The organism is Achromobacter anxifer (assembly GCF_903652925.1).
Taxonomy (GTDB): domain Bacteria; phylum Pseudomonadota; class Gammaproteobacteria; order Burkholderiales; family Burkholderiaceae_B; genus Achromobacter; species Achromobacter anxifer.
This window is the reverse complement of sequence record NZ_CAHLAR010000018.1, coordinates 29,142-48,926: the sequence shown is the minus strand read 5'-3', so window position 1 is coordinate 48,926 and position 19,785 is coordinate 29,142. Positions and strand designations below refer to the sequence as shown.

The following is a 19,785-nucleotide window of genomic DNA, read 5'->3' as shown; positions in this document are numbered from 1 at the left end:
CAACACTGCGAGGGGGCGTAATCTTACAAGATGAAGACTGCGCCGCCCCTTATGCTGTACATCCATACAGCATAAGGGGCGGCGCGGCGGCAGGGCATGGCGCGGCTACAGCGAGCTGGCCGCGAAGGTGTCGCACTGCTTGAGGCTGCCGCTTTCCAGGCCGCGCTTGAACCAGCGCACGCGCTGCTCCGACGAGCCGTGCGTGAAGGTGTCCGGCACCACGTAACCCTGACCCTGCTTCTGCAAGCGGTCGTCGCCGATCGCGGTGGCGGCTGCCAGCGCTTCTTCCACGTCGCCGCTTTCAAGGATGTTGCGCGCGGCGTTGGCGCGTTGCGCCCACAGGCCCGCGAAGCAATCGGCCTGCAACTCCATGCGCACCGACAGCGCGTTTGCTTGCGACGGATTGCGGCGGCGCAGGTTGTCCACCTGGTCCGAGATGCCCAGCAGGTGCTGGACATGGTGGCCGACTTCGTGGGCGATCACGTAGGCCTGGGCAAAATCGCCCGGCGCCTTGAAGCGGTTCTGCAGTTCGTCGAAGAAGGCGAGGTCGATGTACACCTTGCTGTCGCCGGGACAGTAGAACGGGCCCATGGCGGACTGGCCGGTGCCGCAGGCCGTGGGCGTGGCGCCGCGGAACAGCACCAGCTTGGGCGGGACGTACTGGCGATTCAGGTCCTTCTGGAATATGGCGCTCCAGGTGTCCTCGGTCTCGCCCAACACCTTCGAGACGAACACTGCCTGCTTGTCGTTGGCCGGCGGACGCGTGGCGGGCGCCTGTTGTTGCTGCACGGGCGGGCCTTCGGCCATCTGCAGGACCACGCTGGGGTCCACGCCGAAGTACATGGCAACCAGGGCCAGCACGATCGTGCCGATGCCGATGGTGCCGCGGCCGCCGATACGTGGGCCGCCCGCGCGGCGGTCTTCCACATTGTCGCTTTCGCGCGAGTCATCAAGGCGCATACTGTTTCTCCGGGCGGGGCGGCGCTCCCGCCATTTTGCATCGCCGCTCTGCACTGAGCGACCTTCAAGAGTGTTAGGATAAACCCATGGCCCTGTATTTCGATATCCATCCCGCGAATCCGCAACCGCGCCTGCTGAAGCAGGCGGCTCAATGGCTGGCCGATGGCGGGCTCGTCGCGGTGCCTACCGATTCGAGCTACGCCGTGGTTGCGCGGCTGGATGACAAGAACGCCGCCGACGGACTGCGCCGGCTGCGGGGCCTGGATGAACGCCATCATCTCACGTTGCTGTGCCGCGACCTGGCCGAGATCGGCCACTTCGCGCGCGTCGACAACCGCCAGTACCGTCTGCTGAAGGCCGCGACGCCCGGCCCCTGGACCTTCATCCTCGAAGCCACCAAGGAAGTGCCGCGCCGCGTTTCGCATCCGTCGCGCAAGACCATCGGCATCCGCGTGCCGGATCATCCCGTCATGCTGGGCCTGCTGGAGCAGGTGGGGGCGCCCTTGCTGTCCACCACGCTCATCCCCAAGGACGAGTCCGAAGCGTTGAACGATGCGGAAGATATCCGCGAGCGCTACGACCATTCCCTGGCGGCCATCATCGACGCGGGTGCCTGCCCGCAATCGCCCACCACTGTGATCGACCTCACCGGCGAAGAGCCGGTGGTGGTGCGCGTGGGACGCGGCGATCCTGCCACCCTGGGCCTCGCCTGAACGCGTGCGCCGCGTCGGTCTGCACGCCGGCCTGCGCCGGCGCGCGGCTCATCTACAATCCGGTTCGCCATGAATGACATCATCCAAACCATTGCGGTCTACGCGATTCCGGTCATCTTTGCCATCACCTTGCACGAAGCCGCGCACGGTTATATCGCGCGCCTATTCGGAGACCCGACGGCCTATCAGGCCGGCCGCATCAGCCTGAATCCGGCGCGCCACATCGATCCGGTCGGCACGCTGCTGGTGCCGGTGGCCATTCTGCTGGCGTCCAAGCTGCTGGGCAGCCCGGGCATGCTGTTCGGCTGGGCCAAGCCGGTGCCGGTGGATTTCGGCCGTTTGCGCCGCCCCAAGCAGGACATGCTCTGGGTGGCGTTGGCCGGGCCCGCCGCCAACCTGCTGATGGCGATCCTGTGGGCGTTTTCCTTGCGCCTGTTTCTGGAATCCGGCCTGCAGGAATCCTTCTGGTTCGAAATGGCCGTGGCCGGCGTGAACGTCAACCTGGTGCTGATGGCCCTGAACCTGCTGCCCATCCTGCCGCTGGACGGGGGACGCATCCTGTTCAGCCTGCTGCCCAACCGCCTGGCCTGGCAATACTCGAAAATCGAGCCCTATGGCCTGGTGATCGTCGTCATTCTGCTGGTGACGGACGTGCTCTGGCTTTTGATGCGCCCCGTGCTCGCCCTGGGGACGACGATCGTCCAGTGGTTTCTGTAGGATTTCAGCCAATATCCGTTAAACTCAGCGGTTTCATTGATTCTGGCCCTGGGGCATCCCGCCGCGGGGTTTTGGAGCCCTACATTTATGGCATCCCCTGCAACCGCCGCAGGCGTTAATTTCCAAGGCAGCATGGTGGCCCTGGTCACCCCTATGCAGCCTGACGGCAGCCTCGACTACGCTGCCTACCGGTCGCTGATCGACTGGCACATCCAGGAAGGAACCGACGCGCTCGTGGTGGTGGGCACCACCGGGGAGTCGCCCACGGTCTCCATGGAAGAACATGCGGAACTGATCCGCGTTGCCGTCGAGCATGCCGCGGGCCGCATTCCGGTCATCGCCGGCGTGGGCGCCAATTCCACCGACGAAGCCATCCACCTGACCCGCCACGCCAAGGCCGTGGGCGCGCAGGCCGGCCTGTCGGTCGTGCCCTACTACAACAAGCCTTCGCAAGAAGGCCTGTACCGCCACTTCCGTACGGTGGCGGAAGCCGTCGATCTGCCCACCATCCTGTACAACGTGCCGGGCCGTACCGTTGCCGACATGAGCAACGAAACGATCCTGCGCCTGGCGCAGGTGCCGGGCATCATCGGCATCAAGGACGCCACGGGCGATATCGCGCGCGGCGGCCTGTTGCTGCGCGAGGCGCCTGCCAGCTTCCAGGTCTTCAGCGGCGACGATCCCACCGCGGCCGCCCTGATCCTGCTGGGCGCGCGCGGTAATATCTCCGTCACGGCCAACGTGGCGCCGAAGCTCATGCGTGAGCTCTGTGCCGCCGCCCTGGCCGGCAATGTGCCGAAGGTGCGTGAACTTAATGCGTACCTGGCGCGTCTGAACAAGGCTTTGTTCGTTGAAGCCAACCCCATTCCCGTCAAATGGGCGTTGGCCGAAATGGGCCGCAGCGCACTGGGTTACCGGTTGCCGCTGGTTGAACTGGGAACGCAGCACCACGCCACCGTGCGCGCCGCGCTCCAGGAAACGGGCCTGCTCTAAATATCGTGAGGATACGTATGAACAAACGTCATGCCGGTTTGTCGGCATTGATGTCTCTGGTGTTGTTGGCCGGTTGCAGCGAGGTCAATCAATTCCTGGGCAATGAAGAGTCCGTCAACTACAAGAGCGCCGTTACCCAGCGCGGAGAACCGCTCAGCATCCCCCCCGATCTGACCCAGGCCAACGCCGATCCGCGTTATCGCGCGCCTGCGTCGGGTTCGACCACCTATTCGCAGTTCCAGCAGCAAGGCCAGGCGCAAGCCAGCCAGCCCAAGACCAGTAACGTGCTGCCGGGCCGCCAGGACATGCGCGTCGAGCGTGACGGCGACCTGCGCTGGCTGGTCGTGGACCGTCCGCCCGAAGACGTGTTCCCGCGTCTGGTCGACTTCTGGACCGAAAACGGCTTTACCGTCGCCAGCAACAATCCTGGCGCCGGCCTGATCGAGACCGACTGGGCGGAAAACCGCGCCAAGATCCCGGAAAGCTGGCTGCGCCAGGCGCTGGGCGCGGTGCTGGAATCGGCCTGGGACAGCGGCGAGCGCGAGAAATTCCGCACCCGCGTCGAGCGCGTGAACGGCCATACCGAGGTCTACGTCAGCCATCGCCAGATGCTTGAAAAGCGCGTGGGCGGCGACGGCATGCAGGTGCAGTGGCAGAACGGCAAGGAAGATCCGGGCCTGAACGCCGCCATGCTGGCGCGCATGATGGTCTACCTGGGCTCCGACGTCGACAACGCCCGCAAGCTGGTGCAGCAGGCCGAGGCCGCGCCGCAGAAGCCTGCCGTGCAGCAGGACGTCCGCGCCCAAGGCGCGTCGCTGGTCGTCGCCGAATCGTACGACCGCGCCTGGCGCCGTGTCGGCGTGGCGCTGGACGGCGGCGGCTTCGCCGTGGACGACCGCGACCGTTCCGCTGGCGATTACTTCGTTCGCTACGTCGATACCGACACGGGCGAGAAGATCGAGCAGCCGGGCTTCTTCAGCCGCATGTTCTCGGGCGACAAGAAGGCCGAGGCGCCGCAGTACCGCATCCACCTGGCCGCCAGCGGCGACCAGACCCTGGTGACGGTGCTGGACGCCAATGGCGCGCGCGACAACAGCGCAACCGCCCAGCGCCTGCTGAGCGTGCTGAAGGACAAGATGTAAGACCAGCGGGTCCGTTGCCACACGGCGCGGACTTGCTCAAGCAAGAGGCCCCGATGGGGCCTCTTTTTTTGCCTGGACAACGGAAGTCCGCAGCGGCCGGCCGGGCATGCCGGTTCCGGCGTCACGGACGCAAAAAAGCCCCGGCTGCAACAGCCGGGGCTTTTTCTTGCGCCCTCAGAGCGGGGGTTCGTCTCTGAGTCTTTATTAGGACGCGGGGGTGGTCGCGCCGCCCGGGGTGGTCGAGCCGCCGCCAGGCGTGGTGTTGGGCGTGGGCGCCGGAGCCGGTTCCGTGGCAGGGGGCGTCGAGGACGGGGCGGGCGTGCTGGCGCCCGGAGCGGGGTTGGTCGCGGGCGCCGAGGCATCTTCCTTCTTGTTGCAGGCGCTCAGCGCGACGGCCAGCACCGAAGCAATAATCAAGGTTTTGCTCATCATTTTTGGACTCCTGTAGATGACGACTCTTGAAACCCCATTAGGGGAAACCAGAAGTCAGGCTACAGGAACATGCGGGCCGATCCAGTATGAAAGTTAAAAAGGTCGCATCCCAACGGCAACAAACCTTTCAGCTTCGTGTTATCTCTTTCCTGATGTGTCCCGCGTATCAGACCTGATTTCTTTCTGTGCAGGACTGATACGCGATGGTGTCCGGATGCTACGCGGCCTCGTAGCGGATCCAGCCGGCGTCCAGCCAATCAGCGAGGCACGAGCGCGCCTCGTCGGACAGGCGGGCGCAGGACGGGTCCGAGCATTCCAGGCTGCGCGCATCGGCCAGGGTGCGCAGCGCGGCGTCGGCGGGCGTCATGGCGGTTTCGCCGTTGATGAACAGCTGCTTGCCCCGGTAGAGCATGCGGCTGCGACGGTCCAGCACCAGCCGGCCCGTGGCGGGCCAGTCTTCTTCCAGATCCACTTCCATGCCCTCGGGCGCGTCGAACACGCTGAGGTTGCTGGGCTCGGTCAGCCAGCAGCCCAGGAAGCGCGAGGCCAGGGCATCATCGAAGCGCAGTTTTTCCACTGTTTCCAGCGTGGCGGCCACCAGCGCGTCGGGCAGGGCCGCGGGCGTGCCGACGGCGGGCTGGCCGGGGTCGCGATAGACGGCGGACAGCTTGGGGCCGGGCAGGGCGGGTTCGCCGTAGGGGCCGCCCAGCAGGCCGACGCGGGCCATGACCTGGTCGGCAGCAGCTTCCAGCAGGCCGCGCGCCAGCGTCGCCTGCGTGGGGGCGCGGAAACCGATGGAGATGGTCATGCAGCCGTCGCCCACGGCGACGCCGTCATGCGCCGCCTGGGGCGGCAGGTACAGCATGTCGCCAGGGGCCAGCACCGCCTTCTCTTCGGGCTCGAAGCGGCTCAGGATCTTCAGCGGCAGGCCCGGTTCCAGCGACAGGTCCTTCTGGCGGCCGTAGCGCCATTCGCGTTCGCCGGCTGCCTGCAGCAGGAATACGTCGTAGCTGTCGAAGTGCGGACCCACGCCGCCGCCATGGCTGGCGATGCTGATCATCACGTCGTCCAGGCGCGCGTCGGGGATGAAGCGGAACAGCTGCATCAGTTCGGACGCGGCATCGCTGTGCAGGTCCACGCTCTGCACCAGCAGGGTCCAGTCGCCCTCGTCGTCCTTGGGCAGGCGCGCGAAGGGGCCGTTCTCCATCTGCCATTCGCCGTTTTCGCGCCAGATCAGGCGCGACTCCACGTCGTCGCGGCGCGCCAGCTTCTTGACGGCGGCGATCGTGACGGGCGGCTTGAAGCCGGGGATGGCCTGGCGGATCAGCAGGGGCTTGCGCTGCCAGTAGCGGCGCATGAAGTCGTTGGGGCTCTGGTTGCCCAGCAGCGGCAAGGCTTGGTCGAGATTCATTGGAGGTGCTTCTTCAGGCGATAGAGGGCGTCCAGCGCTTCGCGCGGGGTCAGGCTGTCGGGGTCGATGGCGGCGAGTTCCTCGCGCAGGGAGTCCAGCGCTTCCAGGGCGTCGGAGCGGTCGGCTTCGGCATAGGCCTGGGCGTCGGCGTCCGCCGCGGCGGAGAACAGGCCCAGCTGCGGCGTGGGCGCGCCCTGCGCTTCCAGGCGCTCCAGTTCGCGCGAGGCCTGGCGGATCACGGCGGCGGGCACGCCCGCGCGCTGCGCCACCTGGATACCATAGCTGCGGCTGGCAGGGCCTTCGCGCACTTCGTGCAGGAACACGATGCCGCCGGCTGATTCCGCGGCGGCCAGGTGCACGTTGGCCGACGCCGGCTGTTCCGCCGGCAGGCGGGTCAGCTCGAAGTAGTGGGTGGCGAACAGCGTCAGCGCGCGGTTGTGCGCCAGCAGGCGGCAAGCGATGGCCCAGGCCAGCGCCAAGCCGTCGTAGGTGGACGTGCCGCGGCCGATCTCGTCCATCAGCACCAGGCTGTTGGGCGTGCTGGCGGACAGGATGGCGGCCGCCTCGGTCATTTCCATCATGAAGGTCGAACGCCCGCCCGCCAGGTCGTCGGCGGCGCCGATGCGGGTGAAGATGCGGTCGATCTTGCCGATGCGGGCGCGCGACGCGGGTACGAAGCTGCCGATGCGCGCCAGCAGCACGATCAGCGCCACCTGCCGCATATAGGTCGATTTACCGCCCATGTTCGGACCGGTGATCAGCAGCATGCGGCGCGCCGGTTCCAGCCGGCAGCCGTTGGGCGTGAAGCGTTCGATGGCGTTTTCCACCACGGGGTGGCGGCCGGCCTCGATGTCGATGTCCGCCTGCTCGGACAATTCGGGCGCGACCCAGTCCTGGCGGCGCGCGTGTTCGGCCAGGGCGGCCAGCGTGTCCAGTTCGGCCAGCGCGGCGGCGCAGTCCGACAGCGGGCGCACGTGTTCGGCCAGCACGTCGAGCAATTGCTCGAACAGCCATTTTTCGCGGGCCAGCGAACGGTCCTGGGCCGACAGCACCTTGTCTTCCCAGGTCTTGAGTTCGGGCGTGATGTAGCGTTCGGCGTTCTTCAGCGTCTGGCGGCGGCGGTAGTCTTCCGGCACCTTGGCGGTCTGGCCCTTGGTGACTTCGATGTAGAAGCCATGCACGCGGTTGAACTCCACGCGCAGGTTGCTGATGCCGGTGCGCTCGCGCTCGCGGGCTTCCAGCTGCACCAGGAAATCGCCGCCGTCGGCCGCCAGGCCGCGCAATTCGTCCAGCTCGGCGTCAAAGCCCGCCGCCAGCACGCCGCCGTCGCGGATCGCGACCGCGGGTTCCGGGGCAATGGCGCGCACCAGCAGCGCGGCCAGCGCCGGATCCACCGACAGGTGCGAGACCAGTTCGCCCAGCCGCGGCGAGTCCGCCATGGGTTCGACTTGGTCGCGCAGCGCGGGCAGGGCTTGCAGCGCATCGCGCAGGCTGGCCAGTTCGCGCGGACGCACCGAGCGCAGCGCCAGGCGGGCAGCGATGCGCTCGATGTCCGGGAAGGCGTTCAGCGCGCCGCGCAGGGACTCCAGCAGGCTGGCCGCGCTGAAGCTGGCCGCGCCAAAGGACTGTTCCATGTCCATGCGGCCCGCCAGCAGCGCCGAGATGGCTTGCTGGCGCGCCAGCGCCTGTTCGTTTTCGCGCAGCGGGTGGTGCAGCCAGCGGCGCAGCAGCCGGCTGCCCATGGGCGTGCGGCAGCCGTCCAGCAGCGAGAACAGCGTCGGCGAATCCTCGCCCGACAACGTCTGCGTCAGTTCCAGGTTGCGGCGCGTGACCGGGTCCAGCAGCACGTATTGGCCCGGGCGTTCCGCCGACAGGCTCTGCACGTGGGCCAGGGCCTGCGACTGGGTGCGCGCCGCGTAGCGCAGCAGGGCGCCCGCCGCGCAGACGCCGGCCGGCATGTCCTCGATGTCGAAGCCCGCCAGCGTATCGGTCTTGAAATGCGCCAGCAGGTGGGCGCGCGCGCTGTCGGCCTCGAAGTGCCAGTCGGGCACGCGCGCGCGGGCGCCTTCGAACGGGAAGTCGAATTCGGCGCTGTCGGCGCAGACGATCTCCGCCGGCGCGATGCGGTGCAATTCGGATTCGAGCTGGCCGGGCGCGCATTCGGTCACGCGGAACTCGCCGCTGGCCAGGTTCAGCCAGGCCAGCCCGGCGCGCGGCGCGCGCGCGGTGCCGCCCACGAATACGGCGGCCAGCGCGCGGTCCGCCTTGGCCGGCAGCAGCGCGTCGTCGGTCAGCGTGCCGGGCGTAACGATGCGCACGATGCGGCGCTCGACGGGTCCCTTGGACGTCGCCGGATCGCCGATCTGTTCGCAGATGGCGATGGACTCGCCCATGGCCACCAGCCGCGCCAGGTACTGCTCCATGGCGTGCACCGGCAGCCCCGCCATCGGGATCGGCGTGCCGTTGGACGAGCCGCGCTTGGTCAGCGTCAGATTGAGCAGACGCGCGCCGCGTTCGGCGTCCTCGTAGAACATTTCATAGAAATCCCCCATGCGATAGAACAGCAGCAAGGGACCAGCCTCCGCCTTCAGGCGGAGGTATTGCTGCATCATGGGAGTGTGGCCCGCGTGGGCCTCGGCGGCGGTGTTTTGCGTTGCGGAATTCATGCCCGTGATTGTATCGGGCGCGAGAACCGCTGCGGGGAGGGACGGATGCTTGTTTTGTCCGAGCCCGTCAGGCCCGCTTGCCCCGGCCCGCCCGCCAACGGCACAATCGCAGCGCGCGGCCCTTGTTCCCGCCGCCGGAGCGAACCATCAATGCAGCATCTCCCCGTCCCCGCCACGCTGGACGCCAGCGAGCGCATCACCATCACCAGCGGTCCGCACCAGGCCGAGTTCGCGCCGGGCGGCGGCGGGCGTCTGACGCGGCTGTCGACGGACGGGCACGACTGGATCGTGCCGTTGACCGAAACGCAGTGGCCCGCAGGGCGCTGGCCAAGGGCGGGCTCCTATCCGCTGGCGCCTTATTCCAACCGCGTCCGCGATGGCGTGTTTACCTTCAACGGCGCGCGGCATGCCTTGCAGTCCGTGCCCGGCCGGCCTCATGCGATCCATGGCGCCGGCCTGCATCAAGCGTGGACCGTGCGCGACGTGAGCGCGGACAGCGTCGACCTGGTGTTGGAGCAGCCCGCCGGCGTGCTCGGCTGGCCCTGGCCCTTCGAATGCGTGCAACGCTACCGGCTGGACGGGCGCGGCCTGAGCGTGGGGTTTGCCATTGTCAATCTCGGCGACACGCCCATGCCCTTCGGCCTGGGGCTGCATCCCTACTTCACGGCCGAGCGCGTCACGCTGAACGCCCGCCGCGAGTGGCTGGCGGATGCGGACGGATTGCCGACGGGCAGCAAGTCCGTCCATGTGCGGGAGCTGCGCCGCTCGGCTGGCGGTTGCGACACCTATCTGTCGCAGTGGGAAGGGCGCGCCGTCCTGCATTGGCCCGACGGCCATCAGCTGACGCTGCACGCGGATCCGGCCTTTGCGCACCTGGTGGTCTACACGGCGGGCGGCTCGGAGTTCCTGTGCGTGGAGCCGGTCACCAATGTGGCGGACGCGTTCAACCTGGCCGCGGGCGGCGAGGCGCGCACCGGCATGCAGGTGCTGGAGCCCGGCGCGCGTTTCAGCGCGACGGCATTGATGGGCTTGCAGCCGCCGCGGGCGGCGCGTTCCTGAAAGGCCTGTGCGGCGCTTGGAAAGCGCTGCCGCCTGGGGTGATAATCCGGGCAAACCAAGACCAGGAGTCCTCAAGTGAAAAAACTCAGCACCGAACAACTGCAGGCCGCGGCCGAGACGCTGCGCCGGGTGCAGGCAAGGCTGGCGCGGGCCGGCAACCTGCCGCTTGAGCCCACCATCTATGCCTGCGCGCAAGGATTCCGCCGCAACGTGCCCGACTACGTCTGGTCGTGGCTGTCGGGCCTGCTGGCGCCGCACAAGAGCCTGGGCGCCTGGCTGGACGCGCACCAGCCGGGTTGGCGCAACGGCAAGACGCCGGCGGCGGTGGTTTATGCCCGTAGCGAAAACGGCTGGTTGGAGTGGCTCATCGCCGAGCTTGAGGCCGAGATCAACGATCCTCATGCGCGTGCCAAGCGGGAAGGGCGCGCCTAGAGCGGGGCGCTGAACAGCGCGTGGCAGGCGCATCCGGCCGGGGTCGGATGCCGGCCAGGAGTTTCAGGCGCGTTCAGCGCGAGCGCGCTGCAACAGATGGATCAGCAGTTCCAGCACGGCGGCCGCGAGCACGGCCGCCAGCACGGAACCCAGCACCAGCGAGTCCCACAGGCGCGGCGGCCCCACGCGGAACTGCACGGTGTCGAAGACCAGGCCGGCCGTGATGCCGGCGACGATGACGGCCTTCCATCCTTGCAGGGGGGCCAGCCTCAGCATCAGCAGGGTAAAGGCCACCATCCCCCAAAGCACGGGTTCAAGCGCCTGATTGAGAATGTGGTCGAGCAGAAGAGACTCCCGGTGGGGTTGCGCATGCGATTGCGCGCAGTCGTGTTTGTACTGCTTTCTGCCCCCAATTGCGAGATGCCCCGCCGGCAATCGCGGCGAGGCATCCGGCGGCTTTCCTAGAAGCCTTCCAGCACGATCTTTCCCTGCGCCTTGCCGCTTTCGATGAAGGCGTGCGCGCGGCGCAGATTTTCGGCATTGATCTTGCCGTAGTGCCCGCCCAGCGTGGTGCGCAGCGTGCCTTCGTCGATCAGGCGGGCGGCCTGGTTCAGCAGCTCGTGTTGCGCGATCAGGTCGGGCGTGCCGTGCAGCGAACGGGCGAACATGAACTCCCAGTGCAGCGATGCCGACTTGGACTTGAGCAGGCGCACGTCGATGGCGGCGGGGTCGTCGATCAGGGCGATCTTGCCTTGCGGCGCGATCGCTTCGGCCATTTGCGCGAAGTGCTGGTCGGTGCGGGTCAGTCCGGCGATATGGCTGACCTGGCCGAAGCCGATGCGCTTGAGTTCCGTGGTCAGCGGCTGGCTGTGATCGATGACGTGATGCGCGCCCAGCTCGCGTACCCAGGCTTGCGTTTCGGGGCGCGAGGCGGTGCCGATCACGGTCAGGCCGGTCAGCTGGCGCGCCAGCTGCACCAGGATGGACCCCACGCCGCCCGCGGCGCCGATGACCAGCAGGCTGCCCTGGCTGGGCGCGGCGTTGTCCAGCACGCGCAGCCGGTCGAACAGCAGCTCCCAGGCGGTGATGGTGGTCAGCGGCAGCGCGGCGGCCTGGGCAAAGTCCAGGCTGGCGGGCATGCGGCCGACGATACGTTCGTCGACGACGTGCAGCTCGCTGTTGGCGCCGGGCCGGTTCAGCGCGCCCGCGTACCAGACACGGTCACCCGGCTTGAACAGGCTGGTCTTGGCGCCCACGGCGCGCACGATGCCGGCGGCGTCCCAGCCGATGATCTCGGCTTGGCCGTCCTTGGGCTTGCGGTTGGTTCGGATCTTCACGTCCACCGGGTTCACCGAGATGGCGCGGACTTCGACCAGCAGGTCGTGGTCGCCGGGCACGGGGTCGGCGACGGTGATGTCCTGCAGCGCCTTGGGATTGTCGGCGGGCAGGTTCTCGAAAAAGGCGATGGCTTTCATGGCTTTGGACAGTGAGGCAGGGATCAGATGATGGAACGGACGACGCCGCCATCCACGCGCAAGGCGGCGCCGTTGGTGGCGGAGGCCTGGGCCGAGCAGGTGTAGACGACCATGTTGGCGACTTCCTCGACGGTGGCCAGGCGCCGCAGCAGCGAAGTGGGGCGGTGCTGGGCAATGAAGTCGCGCTCCATCTCGTCCTGGGTCACGCCTTGCTCCCTGGCCATTTCGGCGAAGAAGTCCGACACGCCTTCCGAGCGCGTGGGGCCGGGCAGCACGGCGTTGACGGTGACGCCGGTGCCGGCGGTCAGTTCGGCCAGCCCGCGCGACACGCCCAGCAAGGCGGTCTTGCTGACGCCGTAGTGGATCATTTCGGCGGGGATCTGCACGGCCGATTCGCTGGAGATGAACACGATGCGGCCCCAGCCCGCCGCCAGCATGCGTGGCAGGTAGTAGCGCGACAGGCGCACGCCGCTCATGACGTTGGTGTCCAGCATGTATTGCCAGTCGTCGTCGGTGATTTCGGTGAAGGACTTGGGCGCGAAGTAGCCGGCGTTGTTGATCAGGATGTCCACGTCGGGATGGGCGGCCGAGATCGAGGCCGCTCCGTCGGCGGTGGCCAGGTCGGCTTCGATGGTGCTTATCCGCGCTGCGGGATATTGGCTGGAGAGGGTGGCGGCGGCCTGCGCCAGCTTGGCGCCGTTGCGGCCGTGCAGCACGACCTCGGCGCCGGCCTCGGCCAGGCCCGCGGCGATGGCCAGGCCGATGCCGCCGGACGACCCGGTGACCAGGGCCTTCTTGCCGTTTAGTTCGATTTTCATGTGGTGACTCCTTGCGTGTCGGGGATGGGTCATCATTACCCAGTCCGGACCAATGAAAAAGCGGCTAGCATCGCAGTCAGTTTCAATAATTTTTTGAAAATGAGGCCGGCATGGTGCGCTTCGAGGACCTGAGGATATTTATGGCCGCCGCGGACCAGGGCAGTTTTTCCGCCGCCGCGCGCGAACTGGACCTGACGCCCGCGGTCGCAAGCGCCGCGCTCAAGCGGTTGGAGCTGGCCCTGGACGCGCGTCTCTTCGTGCGGTCTACGCGCAGCCTCAGGCTGACCAGCGATGGCGAGCGCTACCTGGAGCATGCGCGCTCGGCGCTGTCGGCGCTGGAGGCGGGCAGGAATGCGGTGGCGCGCAACAAGACGGAAATTTCGGGCACCTTGTCCGTCTCCATTCCCTCGGACCTGGGACGCCACGTGCTGCTGCCGTGGCTGGATGAATTCCAGCAACTGCATCCGCGCGTCAACTTCCAGGTGCGCATCAGCGACCGCCTGGCCGACCTGTACCGGCAGCCGGTCGATCTGGCCGTGCGTTATGGCACGCCGAACGATTCAGGGCTGGTGGCCTTGCCGCTGGCCGAGCACAACCGTCGCGTCGTATGCGGCGCGCCCGCCTACTTTGCGCGCCATGGCGTGCCGCTCGCGCCCGCCGACCTGCGGCGCCACAACTGTCTGTCCTTCGTGCTGGGCGAAACCCTGCACGACCGCTGGATTTTCCAGCGCGACGGCGCGATCCTGACGATACCGGTCAAGGGCGACCGCGTCGGCGACGACGGCGAACTGGTGCGGCGCTGGATACTGGCGGGTCATGGCCTGGGCTACAAGTCGCGCTATGACGTCCTGTCGGACCTGCGGGCAGGGCGGCTCATCGAGGTCCTGGCCGACTACGCCACCGAGCCGTCGCCGCTCTATCTGCTGTGCGTGCACCGCATGCTGCTGTCGCCCGCGGTCAAGCGTCTGCGCGAATTCCTGCAAGAGCGCTTCAGGGCCTTCGAGGCGGGTTAGCCGCCTCAATGGGCGTGGCTGGCCCGCTGGTTTGCCGCGCGCGTGCGGGCCGCCTTCTTGGCGGCAGCAGAGCGGCCCGCGGCGCCCTTGGTGGCGGCCGCCTTCTTGGCCGCGGCGGAGCGGGCGGCGGCGGTGCGCGTGGATGCCGCGGCGCTGGCCTGGCGGGACAGCGCCGAGCGCGATACTGGCTTGGCGCTTTCCTTCTTCAATGCGGTCGTGGTCGCCTTGGCGCGCTTGGCGGACTTGGCATGCCCGTCGCCGGCTGCATGGCTGTCCTGCTCGGCCTTGCGCTTGGTGGCCGCGCTGGCCTTCTTCGGGGCGGGCAGGTCGACCCCGGCGCGGCGCGCCTTGGACAGGCCGATGGCGATGGCCTGCTTGGTCGAGCGCACGCCGTGCTTGCCTTCGCGCACGTGCTCGATTTCCTCGCGCACGAATTCTCCGGCCTGGGTGGAAGCGGATTTCCCTTGGCGTTTATCGCGTGCGGCTCGTTCCAGAGTTTTTCGTTCAGGCATGACGGCACCTCCTTGCTTGCGTTGCGGGAACGAGGTCCGCCGCGCCGAGGCCGGTGCGACGGAACTCGTAACACCACTCTAGCGCCGTGGGCGTATGCTGTCTGTTCGAATGGATTGCCGGTCGTAAGCGCCGGAACACCGCCGCCACGCCGACGATTCACGACTCACCCCTCTTAGCGGAGACGAGCTATGTCGAATCATGTCTACAAGCAAATCGAACTGGTGGGCTCATCCACCAAGTCCACCGATGACGCCATCTCTCAAGCCATCGCGCGCGCGTCGGAGACGCTGCGCAATCTGGATTGGTTCGAGGTCACCGAGGTGCGCGGCCACATCAAGGACGGCAAGGTGGCCTACTGGCAGGTCGGTTTGAAGATCGGCATGCGCCTTGAAGGGAACGAGTGAAGCCGCGCGCTGCTCCTTTCTTGAGCACGACTTCCAAGTGATTGTCAGGTAAGGTTTTTTTCTGCTTGTTATGAGACTGTTCAGAGGCTTGTCCACATTCCATGGGGACAAGCCCGTCGGTCTTGTGTCCATGGACAACGGGTCTCGCCGCGGCCTGACTCAAGCGCCGCATGTGAGCGTTTCTTGAGCGGCCCTTCCAAGTGCTTGGCCGGTAAGGGTTTTTGCATGCTGCCCTCATACTGTCCTCAGGCTTATCCACATTTGCCGGGGACAACTGGACAGCCTCGATACGGTGTTTGAGCCATTCTTGACCAGCACTTGCAGGCGCTTGATCTGCAAGGGTATTTTTCACCTGCCCTCATACTGTCCTCATGCTTTTCCACAGAACGCGGGGACAAATTCACATCGCTCAGGCTTGGCGTCGAAAGCGCGCCAGCTCATCCTCGTTTCAGTGGATAAGTGGGCCGGAAATCATCCAAAAGAACGATTGCGCAATTTTTGACCGGCCCTTGCAAGTGCTTGGCGGGACAGGGGATTTTGACTCTGCCCCAAGGCTGTCCTCAACCTTCTCCACAGTAGACGGGGATAAGTGTGGGCCCCCACGCCGCGCATGCTTCGCATGCTTGCTGCCCCCCCGAGGGGGCGCGTTTTGCCTTGGGGCGGCCCGGCGGCAAAACGGGGCCCCCACGCCGCGCATGCTGCGCATGCTTGCTGCCCCCCGAGGGGGCTGGCCCGTCTTGGGGCGGCCCGGCGGCGGGCCGGCCCTCGAGGTGCTCTGAACTTGCGAGCTAGCGGCTGCCCCAAAAAAAAGCCCCCCGACGTATCGGGGGGCTGGATCGCCCGGAGGTAGGCGGGCGATCTCTGCCGGCCGGGAGGAGCCCGCGTCGGCAGTGGCGGCGATCAGGCGTTGAACTTCTTGATCCAGTCCACGTAGCGGTCCACCCAGCCTTGCAGGAACTTGCGGGTGCCTTCGTTGGTGATGTTGTACTGGTCGTCGACCAGGCCTTCCGTGTACTGCAGGAAGACTTCCGGCGTGGTCAGGGCGTTGGCGCCTTCGGCGGCCAGGATGTTGCGCAGGTGCTGCTGCATCAGCGCGGTGCCGGCGGCGCTGGGCGAGGTGCCGACGATGCCGACGGCCTTGCCGGTCCAGGAGTTCTGGCCCCACGGGCGCGAGCCCCAGTCGATGGCGTTCTTGATGGCAGCGGGCACGGAGCGGTTGTGCTCGGGCGAAACGAAAAGAATGCCCTGGGCATCCGCGATCTGCTGCTTGAGCTTGGCGGCGGGGGCGGGCAGATTATTTTCGTTGTCCTGGTTGTAGAGCGGCACGTCGCCCAGGCTGACGTACTCGAACTTGAAGTCCGCGGGCACGAGCTTTTCCAGAGCGCGGGCGAGGCGCAGGTTGAACGAGGCAGCGCGCAGGCTTCCGACGAAAACAGCGATTTTGTAGGTGCTCATGGGGCGCATGCTCCAAGGGGTGAACGGGAATGTCAGTGTAGACCTGTCCGCAGGCCCGCTCAATCACGATGGGGGATATGTTTATTCAGGATCATGACGCCCTGATGTCGCCACTGCGCGGCCTGGCGCGTCAAGCCAGCAGGCTGACATGGGCGGCGACCACGCGCCATCCTTCGGGCGTGCGCATCCAGGTCTGGCTTTGCCGTCCGCTGCGCTCGCTGCCTTCGCGTTGGAACTCCAGGTTGGCGGTCGCGAAGTCGCGGCCATAGGTGGTGACGGCCGTGCGCAGCACGCGGCGTGCCAGGCCCGCTGGGGACCGCGCCGCGCGGAAGGCGCGGATCGCTTCGTAGCCGTAGAGATTCTCGCCCGCGCCATAGCGCAGCGTGTGCGGGCTCTGCCAGAAGAGCTCGTCCAGCACCTCCACCTGGTTGCGCACCAGGGCGGTTTCGTAGCGCTCGAGGACGGCCGTGACTTCAGTCACGACGTCGGGAAGATTGATGTCCATGCATGCTGCTCCGGTTGGCACCGTCATGGTGCGAAATGTCCTGGAAATCACCAAATTGGTGTGTGGTGCGCTGCGGCGCGGCCATTGCGTCAGTCTCTGCGCCAGGGTCTCGCGGCGCAGGCTCCTGGCATGCCGCTTGCTAGGGTAAATACTGTATCGACACTGCATAACAAGCTGCGCGCCGTTTCAGGAGTTCCGCCATGTCCAGTTCCGCCCTTTCCGCCCCGGTCACCATGCTGGTCACCCGGCATATCACCCCCGAACGCTACGGCGATTTCCTGTCCTGGATGCGCCAGGGCGAGATCCTGGCGGCAGGCTTTCCTGGCTTTCTGGGATCGGGCGTGCTGCAGCCGCCGGAGGGCGGCGACCAGTACCAGATCGTGCTGCGTTTCGCCGACGCGGCCAGCCTGAACCGCTGGGAAAAATCCCTGCCGCGCCGCATGTGGCTGGAGCGCGGGGCGGCGCTGGTGCGCGCCAGCCATGAACGGCGCGTCAGCGGCACGGACGACTGGTTCGCGCCCAGGACCAGCGCGCCGCCGCGCTGGAAGCAGGCCGTCAGCATCTGGCTGGCTTACTTCCCGGTGCTGCTCGTGTTCTCCGTCCTGGCCAGCGAACCCCTGGGTCATTTGCCGGTGTTCTGGCGCGTGCTGATCACCAGCGTGGCCCTGACGCCCGTCATGGTGTTTATCTGCATGCCGCTGGTGTCGCGCCTGCTGCATCGCTGGCTGCGCGCGGGCTGAAGCAGGCATGCGCGGCCGTCTCAGGCCGCGCGCGCGCCGCGGGCGGAATACAGCCGGTGCAGCGTGATCTTGCGTACCGCCGCCTGGCTGCCCTGGATATGCGCGTGCAGCAGCGCCACCGCGCGCGGCGTGTCGCCGGCCAGCGTCGCTTCCAGGATGGCTGCGTGCTCTTCATAGGTCTTGCCGATGCGCTCGGGCAGCGTGAAGTCCAGCCGGCGCACGATGCGGATGCGCTCGGTGGCCGCGCGGTGCACGCGCGCGATCTCCGGATTGCCCGCAGCGGCGACCAGATCGACGTGGAAGCGCTCATCCAGGTCCGCCAGGCGATCGCAGTCGCTGGAGCGGCCGCTTTCGTCCACCAGCCAGATGTCGGCCAGCGGACGCAGCGCGCGCTGCCGTTCGGAGGCGTTGGCGCAGGCGCAGAGCGCTTGCACCGCGGCGGCTTCCAGCACGCTGCGCAGTTCGTAGAAGTGGTCCAGCGTGTTGAAGTCCAGCGGCTTGACCAGCCAGCCATTGCGTTGCCGGACTTCCAGATAGCCTTCGCGTTCCAGGCGGAACAGGGCTTCGCGCACCGGCGTGCGGCTGACTTGCAGGCGGTCGGCGATCTCGGTTTCGGTAAACCGGTCGCCTGGCGCCAGCCGGAAGTCCAGGATGTCCCGCTTAAGCGTGCCGTAGGCGGTGTCGGCGAGGGTGCGCGGTATGTCGATGACGGCGAAGGCGGTTCCCATGTGGTGGCCTCGGATCTGTGGTTCAAAGAGGACGGACGTGTGCGGCGCCGGCCAGTTGCAGCGCCTGCGCGGCGCGCAGGCAGTCGGCTTCGCGCCACGGCGCGCCGATCAGCTGCACGCCCAGCGGCAGGTGGCCGTCTTGCCCGTTTTCGGGCCAGATGGGGGCGGTGCACACCGGCAGGCCTATGCAAGAGATCGGCTGCGTGAGGATGCCCATGCTGGCGCGCGCCGGAAGCTGCTGGCCGGCCAGTGTGAGCCAGTTTGCGCCGATGGGCGTGGCGGGGACCGGCGTGGCAGGGGCGATCAGCACGTCGTACTGTTCGAACAGCGCCAGGGCCTGGCGGTAGGCGCGATGGCGGATGCGTTGCGCCTGTTGTACCCAGGCCGCGGGTACCAGGCTACCCGCCACCAGCCGGTCGCGAGACAGCGGTTCGTAGTAGTCGTAGTGCGTGACCAGCTTGCGCCGGTGCAGGGCGCCGCCTTCGGCCGCGGTGATGACGAACGCCGCGGCACGGGCCCGGGCGGTATCGGGCAGTTCAACCACGGCGCTGGCACCCAGCGCCTGCGCCGCGATTTCGACGGCCCGGCGCGCCTGCGGCCCGGCCCAGTCGGAGAAGTAGCCGCCCAGCACCGCGACGCGCAGCCCGTGCGCGCCTTGGGCCAGAGCCGGGAGAGCAGGTTCCGACGGGCGCTGGGCGCAGGCCGCGTCGCTGGCGTCAGGGCCTTGCAGCGCATCGTAGGCGACCGCCAGATCGCCGGCGCTGGCCGCGAACGGGCCCAGGTGGTCGAGACTGCCGACGAATGGGAACGACCCAGCGCGCGGCAGCCGGCCAAAGGTGGGCTTCAAGCCGAACACGCCGCACAAGGAAGAGGGCACGCGGATCGATCCGTTGGTGTCCGAACCTAGCGTCAGCGGTACCAGGCCGCCCGCGACGGCAGCGGCGCTGCCGCCTGACGAACCGCCGGCGATGCGCGACGTGTCGTGCGGGTTGCGGCAGGCGCCGTAGTTGCTGTTTTCCGTGGTGAAACCGTAGGCGTGCTCGTCCATGTTCAGCGCGCCGATCAGTACCGCGCCGGCCTGGCGCATTCGCTCGACCAGCGTGGCGTCGCGCGGCGCGGGCGGGTTGGACGCGTTGACCCGCCCGCCGGCCAGGGTGACTTCGTCGGCGATGTCGAACAGATTCTTGACGGCATAGGGCACGCCCGCCAGCGGCGGCAGCGGCTCGCCGCGGGCCCGGCGGGCGTCGATGGCCGCCGCTTCCTGCCGCGCCCGGCTTTCGGTGAGCGCGGTGAAGCAGTTGTAGCGCGGGTCGCGCTCGCGCACGCGCGCCAGCGTGGCGTCCAGCACCGCGGTAGCGCTGCGCGCGCCCTCGCGGATCTGGCGCGCGATGTCTTGCGCGGGGCCGCTCACGGCCGGAACACCGAGGCCGATTCCAGCTCGATGGCCAGCGGTTCGTCGATGAAGCTCGACGCGATGTCGTGGATGCGCGAGAACTGCTGCGCCACCTCGGCCACCGCCGGTTCGCGCAAGGCATAGCCGGCCAGGGCAAGCGCGCTGCGCACGTATTGGTCGATGGTTTCCTGGGTCATGGCGGACTCTTCGGTACGG

Annotated in this window: 22 protein-coding genes; 9 read left to right on the top strand and 13 right to left on the bottom strand. The window is 67.5% G+C overall.

Translation table 11 applies throughout. The features are described 5' to 3' along the window. Positions 1 to 105 precede the first annotated feature (105 nt). The gene (gene ypfJ / locus HWY37_RS32750; RefSeq protein WP_175206759.1) at positions 106 to 960 is read right to left on the bottom strand and encodes a KPN_02809 family neutral zinc metallopeptidase; all 855 of its coding nucleotides are present in this window, start codon (positions 958 to 960) and stop codon (positions 106 to 108) included. Positions 961 to 1,046: 86 nt separating this feature from the next. On the opposite strand from ypfJ, the gene HWY37_RS32745 reads away from it, so the two are divergent. The 4 genes from HWY37_RS32745 to bamC all read left to right on the top strand — a co-directional run bounded on the left by HWY37_RS32745 (position 1,047) and on the right by bamC (position 4,525). Beyond that, complete coding sequence (locus tag HWY37_RS32745) at positions 1,047 to 1,673, top strand: L-threonylcarbamoyladenylate synthase (protein ID WP_175206758.1); 627 nt, start codon at positions 1,047 to 1,049, stop codon at positions 1,671 to 1,673. Between the two features lie 69 nt (positions 1,674 to 1,742). Next, complete coding sequence (locus tag HWY37_RS32740) at positions 1,743 to 2,390, top strand: site-2 protease family protein (RefSeq protein ID WP_176090734.1); 648 nt, start codon at positions 1,743 to 1,745, stop codon at positions 2,388 to 2,390. An 87-nt stretch (positions 2,391 to 2,477) separates the two neighbouring features. Beyond that, positions 2,478 to 3,383 carry a 4-hydroxy-tetrahydrodipicolinate synthase gene (gene dapA / locus HWY37_RS32735; RefSeq protein ID WP_175206756.1) on the top strand — a complete coding sequence of 302 codons (906 nt, stop codon included), beginning with the start codon at positions 2,478 to 2,480 and terminating at the stop codon, positions 3,381 to 3,383. A gap of 17 nt (positions 3,384 to 3,400) precedes the next feature. Continuing rightward, positions 3,401 to 4,525: an outer membrane protein assembly factor BamC gene (gene bamC, locus HWY37_RS32730; protein ID WP_175206755.1), complete on the top strand. Its 1,125-nt coding sequence runs from the start codon at positions 3,401 to 3,403 to the stop codon at positions 4,523 to 4,525. Between the two features lie 204 nt (positions 4,526 to 4,729). Here the strand turns inward: bamC and HWY37_RS32725 are convergent, their stop codons facing one another. The 3 genes from HWY37_RS32725 to mutS form a co-directional block, all read right to left on the bottom strand. Beyond that, on the bottom strand, positions 4,730 to 4,957 hold the full coding sequence (locus HWY37_RS32725) for an endopeptidase (protein WP_175206754.1): 228 nt from the start codon (positions 4,955 to 4,957) through the stop codon (positions 4,730 to 4,732). 217 nt (positions 4,958 to 5,174) lie between these two features. After that, the gene (locus HWY37_RS32720) at positions 5,175 to 6,368 is read right to left on the bottom strand and encodes a ribosomal protein uL16 3-hydroxylase (protein ID WP_175206753.1); all 1,194 of its coding nucleotides are present in this window, start codon (positions 6,366 to 6,368) and stop codon (positions 5,175 to 5,177) included. After that, positions 6,365 to 9,034: a DNA mismatch repair protein MutS gene (mutS, locus tag HWY37_RS32715; RefSeq protein ID WP_246302467.1), complete on the bottom strand. Its 2,670-nt coding sequence runs from the start codon at positions 9,032 to 9,034 to the stop codon at positions 6,365 to 6,367. Before mutS ends, HWY37_RS32720 begins: the two co-directional genes overlap by 4 nt. A gap of 150 nt (positions 9,035 to 9,184) precedes the next feature. Here mutS and HWY37_RS32710 point away from each other — a divergent pair, with 150 nt between their 5' ends. After that, positions 9,185 to 10,093, top strand: a complete 909-nt coding sequence (locus HWY37_RS32710; protein WP_176090733.1) for an aldose epimerase family protein — start codon at positions 9,185 to 9,187, stop codon at positions 10,091 to 10,093. Positions 10,094 to 10,168: 75 nt separating this feature from the next. Next, a complete protein-coding gene (locus HWY37_RS32705) occupies positions 10,169 to 10,525 on the top strand; it encodes a hypothetical protein (RefSeq protein WP_175206751.1) in 357 nt (118 codons plus the stop codon). Positions 10,526 to 10,588: 63 nt separating this feature from the next. Here the strand turns inward: HWY37_RS32705 and HWY37_RS32700 are convergent, their stop codons facing one another. The 3 genes from HWY37_RS32700 to HWY37_RS32690 all read right to left on the bottom strand — a co-directional run bounded on the left by HWY37_RS32700 (position 10,589) and on the right by HWY37_RS32690 (position 12,818). Beyond that, positions 10,589 to 10,834 (bottom strand): hypothetical protein, encoded by a 246-nt coding sequence (locus HWY37_RS32700; protein WP_425485064.1) that lies wholly within the window; start codon positions 10,832 to 10,834, stop codon positions 10,589 to 10,591. 152 nt (positions 10,835 to 10,986) lie between these two features. After that, positions 10,987 to 12,000, bottom strand: a complete 1,014-nt coding sequence (locus HWY37_RS32695) for a zinc-binding alcohol dehydrogenase family protein (RefSeq protein ID WP_175206750.1) — start codon at positions 11,998 to 12,000, stop codon at positions 10,987 to 10,989. A 23-nt stretch (positions 12,001 to 12,023) separates the two neighbouring features. Beyond that, positions 12,024 to 12,818: an SDR family NAD(P)-dependent oxidoreductase gene (locus HWY37_RS32690; RefSeq protein ID WP_175206749.1), complete on the bottom strand. Its 795-nt coding sequence runs from the start codon at positions 12,816 to 12,818 to the stop codon at positions 12,024 to 12,026. Between the two features lie 110 nt (positions 12,819 to 12,928). Between HWY37_RS32690 and HWY37_RS32685 the strand changes: the two genes are divergently transcribed. Next, positions 12,929 to 13,831: a LysR family transcriptional regulator gene (locus HWY37_RS32685; protein ID WP_175206748.1), complete on the top strand. Its 903-nt coding sequence runs from the start codon at positions 12,929 to 12,931 to the stop codon at positions 13,829 to 13,831. 5 nt (positions 13,832 to 13,836) lie between these two features. Here HWY37_RS32685 and HWY37_RS32680 read toward each other — a convergent pair whose 3' ends face one another. Further along, positions 13,837 to 14,343 (bottom strand): DUF6496 domain-containing protein, encoded by a 507-nt coding sequence (locus HWY37_RS32680; RefSeq protein WP_175206747.1) that lies wholly within the window; start codon positions 14,341 to 14,343, stop codon positions 13,837 to 13,839. Between the two features lie 189 nt (positions 14,344 to 14,532). On the opposite strand from HWY37_RS32680, the gene HWY37_RS32675 reads away from it, so the two are divergent. Beyond that, complete coding sequence (locus tag HWY37_RS32675; protein WP_042794506.1) at positions 14,533 to 14,748, top strand: dodecin; 216 nt, start codon at positions 14,533 to 14,535, stop codon at positions 14,746 to 14,748. A 900-nt stretch (positions 14,749 to 15,648) separates the two neighbouring features. Here HWY37_RS32675 and HWY37_RS32670 read toward each other — a convergent pair. After that, the gene (locus HWY37_RS32670; protein WP_088141995.1) at positions 15,649 to 16,203 is read right to left on the bottom strand and encodes an NADPH-dependent FMN reductase; all 555 of its coding nucleotides are present in this window, start codon (positions 16,201 to 16,203) and stop codon (positions 15,649 to 15,651) included. Between the two features lie 130 nt (positions 16,204 to 16,333). After that, positions 16,334 to 16,708: an oxalurate catabolism protein HpxZ gene (hpxZ, locus tag HWY37_RS32665; RefSeq protein WP_175206746.1), complete on the bottom strand. Its 375-nt coding sequence runs from the start codon at positions 16,706 to 16,708 to the stop codon at positions 16,334 to 16,336. 200 nt (positions 16,709 to 16,908) lie between these two features. Here hpxZ and HWY37_RS32660 point away from each other — a divergent pair, with 200 nt between their 5' ends. Continuing rightward, positions 16,909 to 17,448, top strand: a complete 540-nt coding sequence (locus HWY37_RS32660) for an antibiotic biosynthesis monooxygenase (protein WP_175206745.1) — start codon at positions 16,909 to 16,911, stop codon at positions 17,446 to 17,448. Positions 17,449 to 17,468: 20 nt separating this feature from the next. Here the strand turns inward: HWY37_RS32660 and HWY37_RS32655 are convergent, their stop codons facing one another. From HWY37_RS32655 to HWY37_RS32645, 3 genes are read right to left on the bottom strand one after another with little or no spacing between them, the layout of a single operon-like run. Continuing rightward, positions 17,469 to 18,176: a GntR family transcriptional regulator gene (locus HWY37_RS32655; protein ID WP_175206744.1), complete on the bottom strand. Its 708-nt coding sequence runs from the start codon at positions 18,174 to 18,176 to the stop codon at positions 17,469 to 17,471. Positions 18,177 to 18,198: 22 nt separating this feature from the next. Beyond that, the gene (locus HWY37_RS32650; protein WP_175206743.1) at positions 18,199 to 19,587 is read right to left on the bottom strand and encodes an AtzE family amidohydrolase; all 1,389 of its coding nucleotides are present in this window, start codon (positions 19,585 to 19,587) and stop codon (positions 18,199 to 18,201) included. Beyond that, complete coding sequence (locus tag HWY37_RS32645; protein WP_175206742.1) at positions 19,584 to 19,766, bottom strand: DUF4089 domain-containing protein; 183 nt, start codon at positions 19,764 to 19,766, stop codon at positions 19,584 to 19,586. The genes HWY37_RS32650 and HWY37_RS32645 overlap by 4 nt, the downstream gene beginning before the upstream one ends. Positions 19,767 to 19,785: the final 19 nt, after the last annotated feature.

Bases quoted from the DNA above. Each gene is read 5' to 3' on its own strand.
- ypfJ (WP_175206759.1), bottom strand. From the start codon at position 960: ATGCGCCTTGATGACTCGCGCGAAAGCGACAATGTGGAAGACCGCCGC.
- HWY37_RS32745 (WP_175206758.1), top strand. From the start codon at position 1,047: ATGGCCCTGTATTTCGATATCCATCCCGCGAATCCGCAACCGCGCCTG.
- HWY37_RS32740 (WP_176090734.1), top strand. From the start codon at position 1,743: ATGAATGACATCATCCAAACCATTGCGGTCTACGCGATTCCGGTCATC.
- dapA (WP_175206756.1), top strand. From the start codon at position 2,478: ATGGCATCCCCTGCAACCGCCGCAGGCGTTAATTTCCAAGGCAGCATG.
- bamC (WP_175206755.1), top strand. From the start codon at position 3,401: ATGAACAAACGTCATGCCGGTTTGTCGGCATTGATGTCTCTGGTGTTG.
- HWY37_RS32725 (WP_175206754.1), bottom strand. From the start codon at position 4,957: ATGATGAGCAAAACCTTGATTATTGCTTCGGTGCTGGCCGTCGCGCTG.
- HWY37_RS32720 (WP_175206753.1), bottom strand. From the start codon at position 6,368: ATGAATCTCGACCAAGCCTTGCCGCTGCTGGGCAACCAGAGCCCCAAC.
- mutS (WP_246302467.1), bottom strand. From the start codon at position 9,034: ATGAATTCCGCAACGCAAAACACCGCCGCCGAGGCCCACGCGGGCCAC.
- HWY37_RS32710 (WP_176090733.1), top strand. From the start codon at position 9,185: ATGCAGCATCTCCCCGTCCCCGCCACGCTGGACGCCAGCGAGCGCATC.
- HWY37_RS32695 (WP_175206750.1), bottom strand. From the start codon at position 12,000: ATGAAAGCCATCGCCTTTTTCGAGAACCTGCCCGCCGACAATCCCAAG.
- HWY37_RS32690 (WP_175206749.1), bottom strand. From the start codon at position 12,818: ATGAAAATCGAACTAAACGGCAAGAAGGCCCTGGTCACCGGGTCGTCC.
- HWY37_RS32685 (WP_175206748.1), top strand. From the start codon at position 12,929: ATGGTGCGCTTCGAGGACCTGAGGATATTTATGGCCGCCGCGGACCAG.
- HWY37_RS32680 (WP_175206747.1), bottom strand. From the start codon at position 14,343: ATGCCTGAACGAAAAACTCTGGAACGAGCCGCACGCGATAAACGCCAA.
- HWY37_RS32675 (WP_042794506.1), top strand. From the start codon at position 14,533: ATGTCGAATCATGTCTACAAGCAAATCGAACTGGTGGGCTCATCCACC.
- HWY37_RS32670 (WP_088141995.1), bottom strand. From the start codon at position 16,203: ATGAGCACCTACAAAATCGCTGTTTTCGTCGGAAGCCTGCGCGCTGCC.
- hpxZ (WP_175206746.1), bottom strand. From the start codon at position 16,708: ATGGACATCAATCTTCCCGACGTCGTGACTGAAGTCACGGCCGTCCTC.
- HWY37_RS32660 (WP_175206745.1), top strand. From the start codon at position 16,909: ATGTCCAGTTCCGCCCTTTCCGCCCCGGTCACCATGCTGGTCACCCGG.
- HWY37_RS32655 (WP_175206744.1), bottom strand. From the start codon at position 18,176: ATGGGAACCGCCTTCGCCGTCATCGACATACCGCGCACCCTCGCCGAC.
- HWY37_RS32645 (WP_175206742.1), bottom strand. From the start codon at position 19,766: ATGACCCAGGAAACCATCGACCAATACGTGCGCAGCGCGCTTGCCCTG.